Source organism: Leptothrix ochracea, assembly GCF_041083635.1.
GTDB lineage: Bacteria > Pseudomonadota > Gammaproteobacteria > Burkholderiales > Burkholderiaceae_C > Sphaerotilus > Sphaerotilus ochraceus.
In genome coordinates this window covers 26,157-41,631 of the sequence record NZ_JBFPHB010000023.1, presented here as the reverse complement: position 1 = coordinate 41,631, position 15,475 = coordinate 26,157, and the positions used below count along the sequence as shown (strand labels likewise).

The window sequence follows — 15,475 nt, the reverse complement described above, 5'->3', positions numbered from 1 at the left end:
GATGTCTTCACGTGCCGCTGCTGTTCTGCGTCGAATGTTTTTCCCGACTTGGGGGCGGCGGGGTCCACCTGTCGTTGCCGGATCGGATGAGGCGGTCGTCCACCATGACACCGCCGCTTTGCTGGCCCAAGAGGGGGTTGCGGCTGGCCCTGCGCCAAGTGCCGCTGCGCTGAACTCCCCGGAACCGAGTGCGGCCTCCTTTGCTGCCCTGACGGGAAAATTGGGTTACCTCACCCCGGCCGATGTTGCGCGGGTGCTTGAGGCCTACAAATTTGCTGATCAAGCCCACTTGGGGCAGTTCCGCGCCAGTGGTGAGCCCTACATCACCCACCCTATTGCGGTGGCTGGTTTGTGTGCCGACTGGAAGCTGGACGACCAAGCCATCATGGCCGCTTTGATGCATGACGCCATGGAAGACTGTGGTGTCACCAAGGCTGAATTGGTGGAGCGCTTTGGTTCTCCGACCGCTGAATTGGTCGATGGCTTGACCAAACTCGATAAATTGCAGTTCTCGACCCGCGAAGAAACGCAAGCTGAGTCCTTTCGCAAGATGCTTTTGGCCATGTCACGCGATGTGCGGGTCATTCTCATCAAGTTGGCCGATCGTTTGCACAACATGCGCACGATGGACTCGATGGCGCAGCACAAGCGTGCTCGTATCGCCCGCGAGACCTCCGAGATTTACGCCCCGATTGCGCATCGACTGGGCCTGAACGCGACGTATCACGAGTTGCTGGATCTGTCTTTCCAGCACATGCAGCCGTGGCGGCATGCGGCGGTGGCGCGCGCGGTGGCGCGGGCACGCGGACATCGGCGCGACGTGGTCGATCAGGTGCGCACCGAAGTCGAAAAAGCATTGATCCAAGCGGGGGTGCCGGCGCAAGTCTACGGACGCGAGAAGACGGTGCACTCTATTTACCGCAAGATGCGCGATAAGCGGCTTAGTTTTGCCCAAGTCAGCGACATCTTCGGTTTTCGAGTGGTTGTCGAGTCCTTGCCTGATTGCTATTTGAGCTTGGGTGTCTTGCACCAGCTCTACAAGCCCATTCCCGGTCGATTCAAGGATTACATCGCCATTCCCAAGGCCAATGGCTATCAGTCATTGCATACCACCTTGGCCAGCCCGGTCGGGACGGCGGTTGAATTCCAGATTCGAACGGACGCCATGGAAGCGGTGGCCGAGGAGGGCATTGCTGCGCACTGGATGTACAAGGAGCGCGAAGCCGGAGAAGTGCCGGATGCACAGCGCCTCGGGACCTTGTGGTTGCAGTCTCTGATCGATATTCAAAACGAAACGCGCGATTCCGCCGAGTTTCTAGAGCACGTCAAGATTGATCTCTTCCCCGACTCGGTCTATGTCTTTACGCCTAAAAGCAAGATCATGGCGCTGCCGCGTGGCGCTACGCCGGTGGATTTCGCCTATGCCATTCACTCGCGTGTGGGCGACCACTGCGTGGCAGCCCATGTCAATGGCGAGCCAGTGCCGCTGCGGTATGAGCTGTCCTCGGGGGATGTGGTGGATATCGTCACGTCGTCCTCCGCTCGGCCCAATCCGGCATGGCTCAACTTTGTGCGCACCGGTCGGGCTCGCTCCAAGATTCGCCATTACCTGAAGAATATGGAGGCCGATGAGTCGTATGAACTCGGCCTCAAGTTGCTCACCCAAGCGTTGCGTGCCGAAGGCTTGACCTTGCCCCCCGAAGGCTTGGACGCTGACGATGCGTTGTGGCAAGTCTTGGTGCGCTGGAGCGGCAACCGCCATCGGCGTGAATTGCTGATCGACTTGGGGCTCGGCCGCAAGATTCCGTCGATCGTGGCCAAGCGGTTGGCTCGGTTGATGGTCGAAAAGGGCCATAAACCGGATGCCTTGACCTTGTCGATGGGCCACTTTGCCGCTGACGACGATGGCAGTGCCTTCTCTCAAGGTGCTGTGGTCATTGATGGCAGTGAAAACGCCACGGTGCAGCTTGCCCCGTGCTGTCGGCCCATTCCGGGCGATGAGATCGTCGGGTATTTGGGGCGCGGCGAAGGTTTGACGGTGCACACTGCCGAATGTTCCGTGGGCAAACGCCTGTTTGAACGTGACAACGAACGCTGGCTGGGGGTGGAGTGGGCGGATCAGCCGGTGCGGGCCTTTGAGACCGGTGTTTCGGTGCTGGTGCGCAACGGCAAGGGGGTGCTGGCCGAGGTGGCTCAAGCGGTCAGCACGGCGCAGGCTGACATCGTTCACATCGATATGGACCCCGTGACCACCGACGAGACCAGTGAGCTCAAGCTGCTGCTCTCTGTGCGCGACCGGCAACATCTGGCCGATGTCCTTCGCGTGGTGCGGCGCGGCCCCTCGGTGGTCCGGGTCCTGCGTGTCAAGCCGTGACGGGCTTGGGATAGCTGACGCGCACGATCTCCAGTCGTTCGGGTCCTGCGGGGGTCATGACCGTGACCTCATCGCCTTCGTGGGCCTTGAGCAGCGCGCGCGCAATCGGTGACACCCAGCTCACTTCGCCGGCGAGGCTATCGGCTTCATCCATCCCCTTGATCGTGACGGTGCGCTCCTCACCCCGCGCGTTGCACCAAGTGACGCTGGCCCCAAAAAAGATCTGATCACTGCCGTGATGCCGTGTGGGGTCGGTGATCTCAGCGATATCGAGTCGGCGCGTGAGGAAGTGGATACGTCGATCGATTTCCCGCAGGCGTTTCTTGCCGTAGAGATAGTCGCCGTTTTCTGAGCGGTCACCGTTCTTGGCGGCCCAAGACACGATCTCCACCACCTTGGGGCGTTCTTCGTCCAGCAGGCTCATCAGCTCGGCGCGCAGCCGGGCATAGCCCTGCGGGGTGAGGTAGTTGCGCGTCCCTTGAGGCAGGGGCGGGGAACTTTCGTCGTCGTCATTCATGCGGGGATCGGTGGGGTGGCTTTACATCGGGGTCACAAAACGCTCACAGGGCCTTCACGCACGCCCTCCAAGCTTCGGCGATGATGCCAGCTATGAATCACCGACTGCTTCTGATTGATGACGATGTTCGTCTTGCGGCCATGGTGCGCGATTATCTGGCACCCTCAGGATTCGTGGTCACGCTGGCCGCCAACTTGGCCCAAGGGCGTGACTTGCTGGGTCGCCATCCTTTTGACCTCCTCTTGCTGGACTTGATGTTGCCTGATGGCGATGGGCTCGGCTTGACGCGTGAGCTGCGTGCCGATCCGCGCTGGGCCACCTTGCCTTTGCTGATGCTGACCGCCCGGGGCGAACCGATGGACCGTATTTTGGGGCTGGAACTTGGGGCTGACGACTATTTGCCCAAACCCTTCGAGCCCCGCGAGCTGTTGGCCCGCGTCAAGGCCTTGCTGCGCCGGGCCACGCCACCGGCGCTGGACGCGGTGTTGCACTTTGGTCGTCTTGAGATTGATCCCAGTGCGCGGCAAGTGCGGGTGGATGCGCAGATTCGTGAGCTGACCAGTTGGCAGTTCGATCTGCTCTTGGTGCTGGCCCGCAGCCCGGGCCGGGTCCTGAGTCGTGACCAGATCATGGATACGCTCAAAGGCCATCCCATGGATGTGTTTGACCGCAGCATCGATGTGCATGTGTCGCGCATCCGTGCAGCCATTGAGGATGACCCGAAGGTGCCCCGACGCATCCTGACCGTGCGCGGCGCAGGCTATGTGTTTGCACGCGATCAAGATCAGGACGGCCGAGGGGGTTGAGGTCGTATGCGTCTACGCCACCTTTACCTGAATATTTATGTCACGGTGTTGCTGGTGCTGATGGTGTTTGCCTTGGTGGCCATGTTGATCGTGCGCCATCACACCGCCGCGCAACATGGTCAGATCGAACGTGCCGTGATCCACGAGCGCATGTCGGCTTGGGTGGAATTGTTGGAGCACAGCCTGCCGCCCGCTGAGGCACCGTCTGAAGATCAGGCCCAGGCGCTTTTGACCTGGGCGCAACGATTGCGCATGGGGATCGCTCTGGATGACGCTGCGGGCCATCGGTTGGCCACATCGGCGCTCTATGCGCAGCGTCAAAACGTGATGAGCAACGACGATGTGGGCCCGAGCAGCCGATTTGTGCTTTCAGATGGACGGGTTTTGTGGGTTCTGCGCGGTGGTGGGCTGCGGCCGCTGAATGGTGGTGCCGGTGAGTATGGGGGACGTGCTCGGCATTTGCCCCCGCCTGAGGAGCGCGCGTCGGTGGTGTTGGGTGGTTTGGCGCTGCTGTTCTTGGCCATCGCGGCGGGTTCTTATCCCGTCGTGCGCCGCCTGACGCGCCGCCTTGAAGCGCTGCAAAAAGGGGTTGAAGCTTTCGGGGCCGGGCATTTGGGGCAGCGGGTCAGTGTGGATGGGCGAGATGAAATTGCCGCCTTGGCCCAGAGCTTCAACTTGGCCGCCTCGCGCATCGAAGAGCTGGTGCGAGCCAACCAATCGTTGTTGGCCAATGCGAGTCACGAATTCCGCTCTCCTTTGGCCCGTTTGAAGATGGCCTTGGCCATGTTGCCGACCACGCCAGAGCACCGTCGGCCGGCCTTGCAAGCCGAGATTGATCGCGATATCGATGAACTGAACAGTTTGGTCGAAGAGGTGCTGCTGGCCAGTCGCTTGGAAGCGCGGACGGCCTTGAGTGTGGAGCGTGTTGATCTGCTCGGTTTGGCCGCTGAAGAATGCGCCCGTGTTGGTGCCGAGTTGGTGGTGGGCGCAACGCAGGCAGCGGCTCCAGAGCTGGATGGTGATGAGCGTTTATTGCGCCGTGCCTTGCGTAACTTGCTGGAGAATGGCCGGCGCTATGGCGGTGACGAGGTCAGTCTGCATCTCGAAACCAGCGCCACAGCGTTACGGCTGGCGATCTGTGACCGTGGCCCTGGGGTGCCTGAAGCTGAACGGGAACGGATCTTCGAATCCTTTTATCGCCTCCCCGGTCACACAGAAGGCGCTGGCGGCGTGGGGCTTGGCTTGAGTTTGGTGCGTCAGATCGCGCAGCGGCACAAGGGCTCGGTGTGCTGTGAAGCGCGTGAGGGCGGCGGCAGCTGCTTTGTGCTCACGCTACCACTTCATCCTGTGACGGGCTCCGAGCCCGTTCGGCATAACGGTTAAAGCGCCAAGCGGTTTGTTCGTGGATGATCCGGTGCCAGACGGCACGTTTTTCGAACGGATCCATGACGGTCCAATCTTGGATCTCATCGAAACTGCGGCCACAGCCCTTGCAGACCGCGTCGCCTTGCGTGGTTGAGCAAATGGCGATGCAGGGCGCATCCGGGGTGGTCGCATACCAAGCCAGCCAAGCCGACAAGGCGGTGGGCTTCAGTCGGGTTTGAGGCAGGTGGGTGTGCCGACGGTAGACCATGTCGGCGTAGATCTCCGCCAACGCCAGCACCTCATCGCAAGCGATCAAGCCATCCTGAGAAGGGCGGCGCTCACGCCACCAATTGATGGCAGCTTCAAGATCTTGAATGTGCAGGCCGGGCATGAGGCGTGAGGGTGCTTTTTGGAAGCTCGGCATTGTAGGCAACATGACGCTAAGACCTGCTTATGGGGACGGGTGGCCCCAGTGGCTACACTCGCGGCCCGATGAAAACAATTGTGATGCTCATTTCTGGGCGAGGCAGCAACATGCAAGCCATCGCCACGGCCCTTGCTGCCGAGCGCTGGCCAGCGCGTATCGCCGCCGTGATCAGTCATCGCCCACATGCTGGGGGGCTGGACTGGGCGCGCGAGCAAGGTCTCCATACCGTCGTGATCGACCACACCGGTTTTGCCAACCGGGAGGCTTTTGATGCCGCCTTGGCGGCTGAAATCGATCGTTACGATCCCGATCTGGTGGTTTTGGCCGGCTTTATGCGCATCCTGACCGAGGGTTTTGTGCGGCATTTTGAGGGCCGTTTGATGAATATCCACCCCTCGTTGTTGCCGGCCTTTGCGGGCTTGCATACCCATCAAAGAGCCTTGGATGCCGGCTGCAAAGTGGCGGGGGCCACGGTGCATTTCGTGACGCCAACGCTCGATCATGGGCCGGTGGTGATTCAAGCCGCAGTGCCTGTCTTGCCGGGTGATGATGAAGCCCGTCTGGCTGCGCGCGTGCTGGCCTGTGAACATGTGGTGTACCCGCGTGCCGTGCGCTGGTTTTTAGCCGATGAACTCCGCCTTGAGCCGGAGGGCCGCGTACGGCACCAGCATGGGGAGCCGCAGTGGCTCTGGGCCGCACCCTGAGTGATGATCGCCCTTGTTTTTGCTATTTTTCCGCCCTTGGAGTCCTGAATATGAACCCGAAAGCCTTGCTTGATCTGGCTGTTGATCTCTTGCGCGAGGTCTTGCGTTTCGAGATCCCGGCCGATGCCGTGGTGTCGGCTTTTTTCCGTCAATACCGCACGTTGGGCTCGCGTGAGCGTCATGCTCTGGCTGAAACCGTTTACGCCTTGCTGCGTGAACGCCTGCTGTGGCAGAACATGGCGCAGTCGGGCTTTGGCCCGTTGGAGCGCCGGTTGGTGATCTTGGCTTGGGCGGGTCAGGAGGCTTTTTTGCGGGCCGCACTCACGCCCGACGAGCTGCGTTGGCTTGAATCGACCCGTGATATGGACCGCTCCACCTTGCCGGAGCGCCTGCGCCACAACCTGCCGGATTGGTTGGCCCAAGCGCTTAAACCCGCCTTGGGCGACGATTTCTGGCCGCTGGTGGAAAGTCTGAATCGGCCTGCTGGGCTGGATTTGCGCGTCAACACCCAAAAAGCCAAGCGCGAAGACATTCAAGCCACGCTGGCAGCGGCCGGCATCGAAACGCACCCCACGCCGCATTCGCCTTGGGGTTTGCGCACTGTGAGCAAGCCCGCGCTCTACAAAATGGATTGCTTTGTCTCCGGACAGATCGAAGTGCAGGACGAAGGCAGCCAGTTGCTGGCGCTGCTGACCGAAGCGAAACGCTCAGAGATGGTGGTTGATTTCTGTGCTGGCGCGGGCGGCAAGACCTTGGCGCTCGGCGCCATGATGCGCAACACTGGGCGGCTCTATGCCTTCGATGTGTCGGCCTATCGACTGGATGCCTTGAAGCCGCGTCTGGCGCGCAGTGGCCTGTCGAATGTCTACCCGGCGGGCATTTCGCACGAGCGCGATGAGCGTGTCAAACGCCTGAGCGGCAAGATCGACCGGGTGTTGGTGGATGCGCCGTGTTCGGGTTTGGGCACCTTGCGCCGCAATCCCGACATGAAGTGGCGGCAGTCCCCGGCAGCGGTTGAAGAGCTGGTGCTCAAGCAAAAGGCCATTTTGCACAGCGCGGCACGTCTGCTCAAGCCGGGCGGCCGCTTGGTTTACGCCACGTGCAGCCTACTGACTGCTGAAAACGAGGATGTCGCGCGCGCCTTCACGGCCGAACACGATGAATTCACCGTGGTGCCGGTGGCCGACATCTTGACACGCCAGAAAGTGGCGGCGGCGGCTGATCTATGCCAAGACGAGTTCCTGCGCTTGTGGCCCCATCGGCACGGCACCGACGGGTTCTTTGCCGCAGCGTGGGAACGACGTTAAGTTGGTCTGAACGTGACTGCCTTAAAATGATGCAATCGTTTTCCCCTCGCCCTTGAAAGCCTTTCATGCCTGAAATTTCTCAGATCGGCGGTGCCTTGCTTGATGGGATGGCCCATGGCCTCCTGCATGCCAGCGTCTGGCAGATCATCCTTTGCACCCTTGCTTTTACGCATCTGACGATTGCAGCCGTGACGATTTTCTTGCACCGAGCGCAAGCGCATCGGGCGCTTGATTTGGGCCCGGTTCCATCGCATGTGTTTCGCTTCTGGCTGTGGATGACCTCGGGCATGGTGACCAAGGAGTGGGTGTCGATCCATCGTAAGCATCACGCCAAGTGCGAAACGATGGACGATCCGCACAGCCCGGTGGCGCGTGGCATCAAGAAGGTTTTGCTCGAAGGCAGTGAGTTGTACCGTGCCGAGGCCAAGAACCAAGAAACGCTCAAGAAGTACGGCCACAACACGCCCAATGACTGGCTGGAGCGCCATCTCTACGCCAAGCATTCCAAGATGGGCGTGGTGTTGATGTTGCTGATCGACGTGCTGCTCTTTGGCGCAGCGGGTGTGACCGTCTGGGCGGTGCAGATGCTTTGGATTCCGGTCACGGCGGCCGGCATCATCAATGGCATCGGCCACTATTGGGGCTATCGCAATTTCGAGGCGGTGGACGCTTCGACGAATGTCCTTCCTTGGGGCATCATCATCGGCGGTGAAGAGCTGCACAACAACCATCACACCTATCCGACCTCGGCCAAGTTGTCGGTCAAGCCTTTTGAGTTCGACATCGGTTGGGGCTACATCCGCATGTTTGAGCTGCTTGGTTGGGCGAAGGTGCGCAAGACGGCCCCACAGATGATGCTGGGTGAGCTCAAGCCGGTGGCGGATGGCTCGACCTTGGAAGCCATCATCGCCAATCGCTACGAAGTCATGGCCAGCTACGCGGCTGAATTGCGTCGCGCCTGTACGGCGGAAATGGCGCGGTTGAAGGCGCAGGGCGAGGTGAATTCGCAGCGCTGGGCTGAGATGCGCATGGCCAAGCGTTGGTTGCATCGCGATATCGAGAAAATCCCCACCGATTTACGCGCCTTGGTTGAAAAAGCCAAGAGTCAAAGCGAAATCCTGACCGAGTTGGTGGCGATGCGCGAAGAGTTGCGGCAGCTGTGGACCAAGACCAATGTCTCCGCCGATCAACTGGTGGCGGATCTTCAGGTGTGGTGCAAGAAGGCCGAAGACAGTGGTATCGCTGCCTTGCAACGCTTTGCCGCACAGTTAAAGTCAGTGCAGCTCAGCTAGGCGCAGCGCAGAGTCGTCGGCCTTTGCATGCAAAGGAATCAAGGCATCGGTTTCGGTGCCTTTTTTCATGGCTTTCTCATCCTCCAAGCAGAGGTGATGCAGCCACAAAACCTCCCGGAATGGGGCCAGGTCCAAGGGTGCTACCGAGCCGTCCTTGGTCAATAGCAGCTTGGCCAGCGCCAAGGGTCGGTCGGGTTGTTGCCATGCGCTCACGAGCTGTTGGGCCATCGATGCAGGCATCTCTTCTTCGCCGCTGGTTGTGTCCGTGATGCGTACGTTGTAGAGCGCTTCCAGTTGTGAAGCAACCCGTGCACGGTTCATGGGTTGTTGAAGCGCCTCGTAGCCATCAAGGAGGCGCAGCAGGACATCGGCTGATTTACTGCGACGGATTTGCAAGGTATTTTCCAAAACGGCCAGCGTTGCGCCCAAGTAACCCTCGGCGGCAGCCTGATCCAAGGTGCTGATGGGAACATCCAGTTCGGGTTCATCCAAGGAGGGCTCGCCACCGTATGTCGTTGGCCAAAGCAGATGCGTGGTGGCCGGCGCTTCAGGTGATGCGACGACCCGTTCTGCCGGTGGCTGCGTTTGGGCGCGGAGGATGGTGGTGGGGGGGATCGCGGGGATCTCTTCAGGGTCGGGGGCGTGAGATTGCCGAGGCGTGTGACGCGGCCGGTACAGGAACCATGAGCTGCCACAGGCCAGCAGCATCACGCTGCCCAGCCACCACCATGATGTTTGTGGGGGCGGCGCAGTGACCTGTGGTGATGCTTCTGTCGAGGATGGTTCAGTCGTGGGTGGGGCTGCGGTGTCAGGCGCGTGCTCGCTCATGGGGGGATGATCACGAGGAAGAGCCTGTTCGTCCAGGCGGGCCTCGAGGGCCGCGACCACTCGGATCAGGTGTTGATGGCTGCGCTGAAGATTGGCCACATCGGCCACCGTGAGCAGTGGGGTGGGCGTGGTCGTTGGTGGTGACAGAGCGGCTGTGGGCGCTTTGGGGGCCACGTGTCGGTGGGCAGGCTTGGTGGGCCGCTGAGGTCTCACGGAATGTTGTGGGATGGGGGGCGCGGCGGCAGAAGGAGGGTTGACCAGCAGCGTGAATTCGCGTGTCAACGGTGAGCCACAGTGCAGGCTGAGGCGACCTTGCACCCAAGGCTCGGCGAGAGGGTGCCGACTTTGCAGTCGTAGTTGAATGACGGCATCTGATGCCACGCCCTGAAGCTGTGCCCGTTGAACATGAAGCTCCTCTGCCAAGGAGGCTTCACCCTGATAAATCTGGATCTGAACACAGTCCGAATTCAGTGCTTGGTGGGGGAGGATGTCGCCGAAACGCACCCGAAGCTCAAGCGCTAAGGGCTGTCCCATGAAGAGATGTGTTTGGGTGAATTCGATCGACTGGGCTGGAGCCGATGTTGATGCGCACACGCACAAGGCCATGCTTGTCACCATGCGCTGCCAAGAAGCGGTTGCCACGGTAGCCTCCCCACCGACGTTCATTTTGTTGAACATCACTGTAGGGCAGGTGTGTTATCCGGGTGAATGTGTGGCGGATAGCAGTGATTCAGACATGGAAAAACCCGCCAACAGCGGAACCGTGGCGGGTTTTCGTGCGCGGAAGCGATTTACTTCAGCTTGATCTCTTTGTAGATCACGTGCTTACGTGCCTTCGGATCAAACTTCGAGAATTCCAGCTTTCCGGGCGTGGTCTTCTTGTTTTTGGTCGTGGTGTAGAAATGCCCGGTTCCAGCAGTGGATTCGAGCTTGATTTTTTCGCGAGCGCCTTTGGCCATGATCTGTTCCTCAGTTCAACGTGGTTGACGTTCGATCACAGATCGCCACGGGCACGCATGTCGGCCACGACTTGGTCGATACCGACCTTGTCGATCAGACGCAGGGCAGCGTTGCTGATCCGCAGACGAATCCAGCGGTTTTCGTTCTCAAGAAAGAAGCGGCGGTACTGCAAGTTCGGCAGAAAACGACGCTTCGTTTTGTTGTTGGCGTGGGAAACGTTGTTGCCCACCATCGGGCGCTTGCCCGTGACTTGACAGACGCGTGCCATGACGCTTCTCCAGGGTTGGTTCATAACGACAGGCAGAGCAAGCAGGACTCTGACAAATACGCTTTGTCAGGCTTTTGCTTGATGACTGTCTCCTCGGGCAAAGAGCTGAACGCCCTTCACCCGGCGAGCCGATTTACGGCAAAACGGAGATTATAGCCTGCGCCGCGAACGTGGTACAGCAATCAGTGATTGCCGCTTTGTTCCAAGAAGCGTTGAGCGTCCAAAGCGGCCATGCAACCGGTGCCGGCCGAGGTGATGGCCTGACGGTAAATGTGGTCTTGAACGTCGCCGGCTGCAAAGACGCCGTCAACGCTGGTCATGGTGGCAAAGCCGTCTTGACCGCCGCGAGTGACGATGTAGCCGTCCTTCATGGCCAGTTGACCTTGGAAGATGTCGGTGTTCGGGTGATGGCCGATGGCGATGAAGCAACCCTTCAGGGCCAGCTCCTTGGTGACACTGTCGTTGTCCTTGAGGCGCACGCCAGTGACACCCGATTCATCGCCCAAGACTTCGTCGAGGTTGTTGAACAGATGCAGTTCAATCTTGCCCGCTGCAACTTTCTCCATGACTTTCTCAATCATGATGGCTTCAGCGCGGAACTTGTCCCGGCGGTGAATCAGATGCACCTTGCTGGCGATGTTGGACAGATAGAGCGCTTCTTCCACGGCCGTGTTGCCGCCGCCGACCACGGCCACAACGTCACCCCGATAGAAAAAGCCATCGCATGTCGCGCAGCCGCTCACGCCCCGTCCCATGAAGGCTTGTTCCGAGGCCAGGCCCAAGTACTTGGCGGAGGCCCCGGTGGCAATGATCAAGGCATCGCAGGTGTAGCTACCGTTATCGCCTTGGAGTCGGAAGGGACGTTGCGACAGATCCACCTTGTTGATGTGGTCCGCGATCATTTCGGTGTTGAAACGTTCGGCGTGCTGCTGAAAACGCTGCATCAAATCCGGACCTTGCACGCCATGCACATCGGCCGGCCAATTGTCCACTTCCGTGGTCGTCATCAATTGACCCCCTTGGGCCATGCCGGTGACGATGACCGGGTTAAGACTGGCTCGGGCTGCATAGATGGCGGCCGAGTATCCAGCTGGGCCGGAGCCCAGAATCAGAACGTTGGAATGTTTGGTGGTGTTGCTCATCAGGCGTGCTCGGATGTAACAGGGCTGTCTGAGAGCATACAAGCCTGTTCAAGGCGCTCATGCTTCGGTTAGAGTGCCGTCGCGTCGTATGCTCTCAGGAGTGTGAAAATGTGACGTAACAGATGACTAAACATCGTCTGAATCGATCTCATTTGCCACAGGTGATTGTAGAAACGGGGCCTTGGTTTGAACGGTGTTTTTTTGTTGTCCGTTCCTTACGAATAACTTGGTGAAATAGAGGAGTTCACGATGGCGATGCTTTCCAATCTTGATCTGATCCGGCGAGTGCCGCTGTTTTCGATGCTGACCAACGAGCAGGCACAAGTGATTGCCGATGGGGTGGTCAAGCGTCGGTTTCGGCGGGGTGAGCTGATCGTTGAGCAGGGCAGGAAGTCGGATGCGCTGTTCATTCTCCTCTCGGGTCGGGCTCGGGTCGTCACTTCTGACTCGCGAGGCCGAGAAGTCATCTTGGCAGTCTTCGAGGCGGGCGACCATTTTGGTGAAATGAGCCTGATCGACAACGAGCCGCATTCAGCCACGGTGCGGGCCGAAGTTCAAACCGATGCGCTTGTGTTGGGGCGCTCCGAATTCAGCATCTGCTTGCCTGAAGCCTCCAGCTTGGCTTATGCGGTGCTGCGCGGCATGGTGGTGCGACTGCGTAACGCCGACCGCCAGATCGAATCGCTGGCGTTGCTTGACGTCTACGGTCGTGTGGCTCGCGCACTTCTTGACATGGCGCAGGAAGAAAACGGCCAGCGCACCATCCGTGGCAAGGTCTCGCGCCAAGATCTGGCCAAGGTGGTCGGTGCTTCGCGCGAGATGGTCAGCCGGGTCATGAAGGATCTCGAAGAGCGTGGTCTGATTGAAACCCAAGAAAACGGCTGGGTTGTTTTGACTGAGCGGTTGACGACGCAGTGATGTTTGCGCAAATCGGTGCCCGGCCGTCTGAGGGGCGCTGGAAGATCCAGCTGCGTGTTTTCTGTTTGGGGCTGTTTTGGCTGGTTTGGGTGTTGGCTCTGTTGAGTTTCCACCCGGGCGATGCTGCATTCTCAACTTCTGGTGATGGTGCACTGGTGCGTAATCGCGCCGGTGTGCTTGGTGCTTGGCTCTCGGACCTCTCTTACGTGGCGTGGGGCTATTCGGCGTGGTGGATCGTGCTGTTTGTGTTGCGGGTCTGGTTGATCCAAGTGGCACGTTTGGTTCGGCATGATCTGGAACCCGAACCCGCGCCGCCGGCCTTGCTCAAGTCGGGTTTATCGATCAGCCAGCGCTTGCTGGGCTTGGCGGTCTTGTTGCTGGCCAGCACCGCCTTGGAATGGACGCGGCTTTACCAGTTTGAACCCAGTTTGGCGGGCGCTCAGGCCGGGGGGGCGCTGGGTGCAACCCTGGGTCCATGGAGCATGGTGTGGTTCGGCTTTTTGGGCAGTGGGGTGCTTTGGATCGCACTGGGTATGGCCGGTATGGCCTATGCCTTTGGTTTTTCTTGGCTGGCGGTGGCTGAGCTGATTGGTGCCAATCTGGAGCGCCTGCGCACCCGTCAGCAACTGCGCAAAGAGCAAGCGGAGGATGTGCGCATTGGTGAGCAGGCCTTCCGTGCTCGCGAGCGAGAGGTGGATCAAGAGCGTCAAGCCGTGCCCGCACGCCCCGCCGATCCAGCCAAGTCGGGGCGGATTGAGCCCGGAATCGGTCCTGACGATGCCTTGGCCTTGAAGTCCAAGCGCACCCGTGAACCGAGTTTTGAGCCGCTGGCGAACGAAAAAATCGCATCCCCTGCATCCCTCGTTTCTCCCGTCTCCCCAGACCCGCACACCGGCGAGATTTTGGAGGCACCAAATCAGGCCGTTGACCTTGAGCCCGCAACCCTGCTGATGCCGGCGGGTGCGCTGCCGCCGATGCCAAGCTGGACGTCGCCCCCAGCGGTGGCCCCCAACGCGCCCTTGCCGGACTGGGTGCTGCCCATGGCCGACCAAGTGGGACGTCATTCGACCTTGCCCAAGCTGGATTTGCTGGACGTGCCGTCGAACAAGGTGGAGTCGGTACCGCAAGAGTCGCTCGACATGACCTCAAGGCTGATCGAGAAAAAGCTCAGCGACTTTGGCGTCGAGGTGCGCGTCACCTTGGCCCAACCGGGGCCCGTGATCACGCGCTACGAGATTGAGCCCGCCACCGGCGTCAAAGGCTCCCAAGTGGTGGGCTTGGCCAAGGATTTGGCACGCTCACTGAGCCTCACCTCGATCCGGGTGGTGGAGACCATTCCCGGCAAGATTTGCATGGCGCTGGAGTTGCCCAATCTGCGCCGACAAACCATCCGCTTGTCCGAAATTGTGGGCTCTGAGGCCTACGGCAAATCAGCCTCGCACCTCACCTTGGTCCTGGGCAAAGACATCGTGGGACAGCCCGTGGTGGCTGACTTGGCGCGCATGCCGCACTTGCTGGTGGCCGGCACCACCGGCTCGGGCAAGTCGGTGGGCATCAACGCGATGATCTTGTCGCTGCTCTACAAGTCGAGCCCGCGCGAAGTGCGCCTGATCTTGATCGACCCGAAGATGCTTGAAATGAGTGTCTACGAAGGCATCGGTCATTTGCTGGCGCCGGTCGTGACCGACATGAAGCAAGCGGCCAACGCGCTCAACTGGTGTGTGGCCGAGATGGAGCGTCGCTATCGGCTCATGAGCCGTTTGGGCGTGCGCAATCTGGCGGGCTACAACAAGAAGATCGTTGATACCAAAGAGCGCGGCGAGTCGATCGCCAACCCCTTCAGCCTGACCCCTGAGCAGCCCGAGCCCTTGGAAGAGTTGCCCCATGTGGTGGTGGTGATCGACGAGTTGGCCGACTTGATGATGGTGGTTGGCAAGAAGATCGAAGAGCTGATCGCCCGCTTGGCCCAAAAGGCCCGCGCTGCGGGGATCCACCTCATCTTGGCCACCCAGCGACCCAGCGTGGACGTGATCACCGGCCTGATCAAGGCCAACATCCCGACGCGCATTGCATTCCAAGTCAGCAGCAAGATCGACAGCCGCACCATCCTTGATCAGATGGGCGCTGAAGCCTTGCTGGGGCAGGGCGACATGCTTTACCTCGCGCCCGGTACCGGCTTGCCGGTGCGGGTCCACGGCGCGTTTGTCAGTGACGAAGAGGTGCACCGCGTGGTGAGCGCCCTGCGCGCCCAAGGCGAGCCGAACTACATCGAAGGCATCTTGGAGGGCGGCACGCTCGACAACGAAGCCGGGGGTGGTTCGGCCGGTGAGGGCGCTCAAGGCGGTGACGGCGAGGCCGATCCGATGTACGACCAAGCGGTGGCGATCGTCATGCAGCATCGGCGTGCGTCGATCTCGCTGGTGCAGCGTCACTTGCGCATCGGCTACAACCGGGCAGCGCGCTTGCTGGAACAGATGGAAAAATCGGGTCTGGTCTCCGGCATGGCCACCAACGGCAACCGCGATCTGCTGGTGCCGGCCAAGGCTGATGATTAAGCCGACGATTGA

14 protein-coding genes and 1 pseudogene are annotated in these 15,475 nt (G+C 60.2%); 9 read left to right on the top strand and 6 right to left on the bottom strand.

The genetic code is table 11. The features are described 5' to 3' along the window. Position 1: 1 nt before the first annotated feature. Entirely contained in the window at positions 2-2,374 is a 2,373-nt protein-coding gene (locus AB3X39_RS09400; RefSeq protein WP_369417111.1) for a RelA/SpoT family protein, read from the top strand. Here the strand turns inward: AB3X39_RS09400 and greB are convergent. Next, entirely contained in the window at positions 2,364-2,891 is a 528-nt protein-coding gene (gene greB / locus AB3X39_RS09395; RefSeq protein WP_369417110.1) for a transcription elongation factor GreB, read from the bottom strand. The two genes, AB3X39_RS09400 and greB, sit on opposite strands and share 11 nt — an antisense overlap. Before the next feature lie 92 nt (positions 2,892-2,983). Between greB and AB3X39_RS09390 the strand changes: the two genes are divergently transcribed. Both AB3X39_RS09390 and AB3X39_RS09385 read left to right on the top strand, forming a co-directional pair. Then, positions 2,984-3,697, top strand: a complete 714-nt coding sequence (locus AB3X39_RS09390) for a response regulator (protein ID WP_369417109.1) — start codon at positions 2,984-2,986, stop codon at positions 3,695-3,697. A 6-nt stretch (positions 3,698-3,703) separates the two neighbouring features. Beyond that, on the top strand, positions 3,704-5,080 hold the full coding sequence (locus AB3X39_RS09385; RefSeq protein ID WP_369417108.1) for a sensor histidine kinase: 1,377 nt from the start codon (positions 3,704-3,706) through the stop codon (positions 5,078-5,080). On the opposite strand, the gene AB3X39_RS09380 is transcribed toward AB3X39_RS09385, so the two are convergent. Beyond that, positions 5,025-5,453 (bottom strand): DUF3717 domain-containing protein, encoded by a 429-nt coding sequence (locus AB3X39_RS09380; protein WP_369417169.1) that lies wholly within the window; start codon positions 5,451-5,453, stop codon positions 5,025-5,027. The genes AB3X39_RS09385 and AB3X39_RS09380 overlap by 56 nt on opposite strands. 101 nt (positions 5,454-5,554) lie before the next feature. Here AB3X39_RS09380 and purN point away from each other — a divergent pair, with 101 nt between their 5' ends. The 3 genes from purN (at position 5,555) to AB3X39_RS09365 (ending at position 8,792) form a co-directional block, all read left to right on the top strand. Beyond that, positions 5,555-6,193, top strand: a complete 639-nt coding sequence (gene purN, locus AB3X39_RS09375; protein WP_369417107.1) for a phosphoribosylglycinamide formyltransferase — start codon at positions 5,555-5,557, stop codon at positions 6,191-6,193. A gap of 50 nt (positions 6,194-6,243) precedes the next feature. Continuing rightward, positions 6,244-7,500 (top strand): RsmB/NOP family class I SAM-dependent RNA methyltransferase, encoded by a 1,257-nt coding sequence (locus AB3X39_RS09370; protein WP_369417106.1) that lies wholly within the window; start codon positions 6,244-6,246, stop codon positions 7,498-7,500. A 65-nt stretch (positions 7,501-7,565) separates the two neighbouring features. Beyond that, on the top strand, positions 7,566-8,792 hold the full coding sequence (locus AB3X39_RS09365; protein WP_369417105.1) for a DesA family fatty acid desaturase: 1,227 nt from the start codon (positions 7,566-7,568) through the stop codon (positions 8,790-8,792). Here the strand turns inward: AB3X39_RS09365 and AB3X39_RS09360 are convergent. Then, positions 8,775-10,154 (bottom strand): hypothetical protein, encoded by a 1,380-nt coding sequence (locus tag AB3X39_RS09360; RefSeq protein ID WP_369417104.1) that lies wholly within the window; start codon positions 10,152-10,154, stop codon positions 8,775-8,777. The two genes, AB3X39_RS09365 and AB3X39_RS09360, sit on opposite strands and share 18 nt — an antisense overlap. Positions 10,155-10,170: 16 nt before the next feature. Here AB3X39_RS09360 and AB3X39_RS09355 point away from each other — a divergent pair, with 16 nt between their 5' ends. Beyond that, a complete protein-coding gene (locus tag AB3X39_RS09355) occupies positions 10,171-10,425 on the top strand; it encodes a hypothetical protein (RefSeq protein ID WP_369417103.1) in 255 nt (84 codons plus the stop codon). On the opposite strand, the gene rpmG is transcribed toward AB3X39_RS09355, so the two are convergent. The 3 genes from rpmG to trxB all read right to left on the bottom strand — a co-directional run bounded on the left by rpmG (position 10,412) and on the right by trxB (position 11,990). Then, on the bottom strand, positions 10,412-10,579 hold the full coding sequence (gene rpmG / locus AB3X39_RS09350) for a 50S ribosomal protein L33 (RefSeq protein ID WP_369417102.1): 168 nt from the start codon (positions 10,577-10,579) through the stop codon (positions 10,412-10,414). The two genes, AB3X39_RS09355 and rpmG, sit on opposite strands and share 14 nt — an antisense overlap. A gap of 35 nt (positions 10,580-10,614) precedes the next feature. Then, entirely contained in the window at positions 10,615-10,848 is a 234-nt protein-coding gene (gene rpmB / locus AB3X39_RS09345) for a 50S ribosomal protein L28 (protein WP_369417101.1), read from the bottom strand. A gap of 182 nt (positions 10,849-11,030) precedes the next feature. Continuing rightward, on the bottom strand, positions 11,031-11,990 hold the full coding sequence (trxB, locus tag AB3X39_RS09340; protein ID WP_369417100.1) for a thioredoxin-disulfide reductase: 960 nt from the start codon (positions 11,988-11,990) through the stop codon (positions 11,031-11,033). 249 nt (positions 11,991-12,239) lie between these two features. On the opposite strand from trxB, the gene AB3X39_RS09335 reads away from it, so the two are divergent. Together AB3X39_RS09335 and AB3X39_RS09330 are read left to right on the top strand one after the other, a co-directional pair. After that, entirely contained in the window at positions 12,240-12,908 is a 669-nt protein-coding gene (locus tag AB3X39_RS09335) for a Crp/Fnr family transcriptional regulator (protein ID WP_369417099.1), read from the top strand. A gap of 65 nt (positions 12,909-12,973) precedes the next feature. Beyond that, positions 12,974-15,463: pseudogene (locus AB3X39_RS09330) on the top strand (DNA translocase FtsK); the annotation flags it as partial. Between the last annotated feature and the right edge of the window lie 12 nt (positions 15,464-15,475).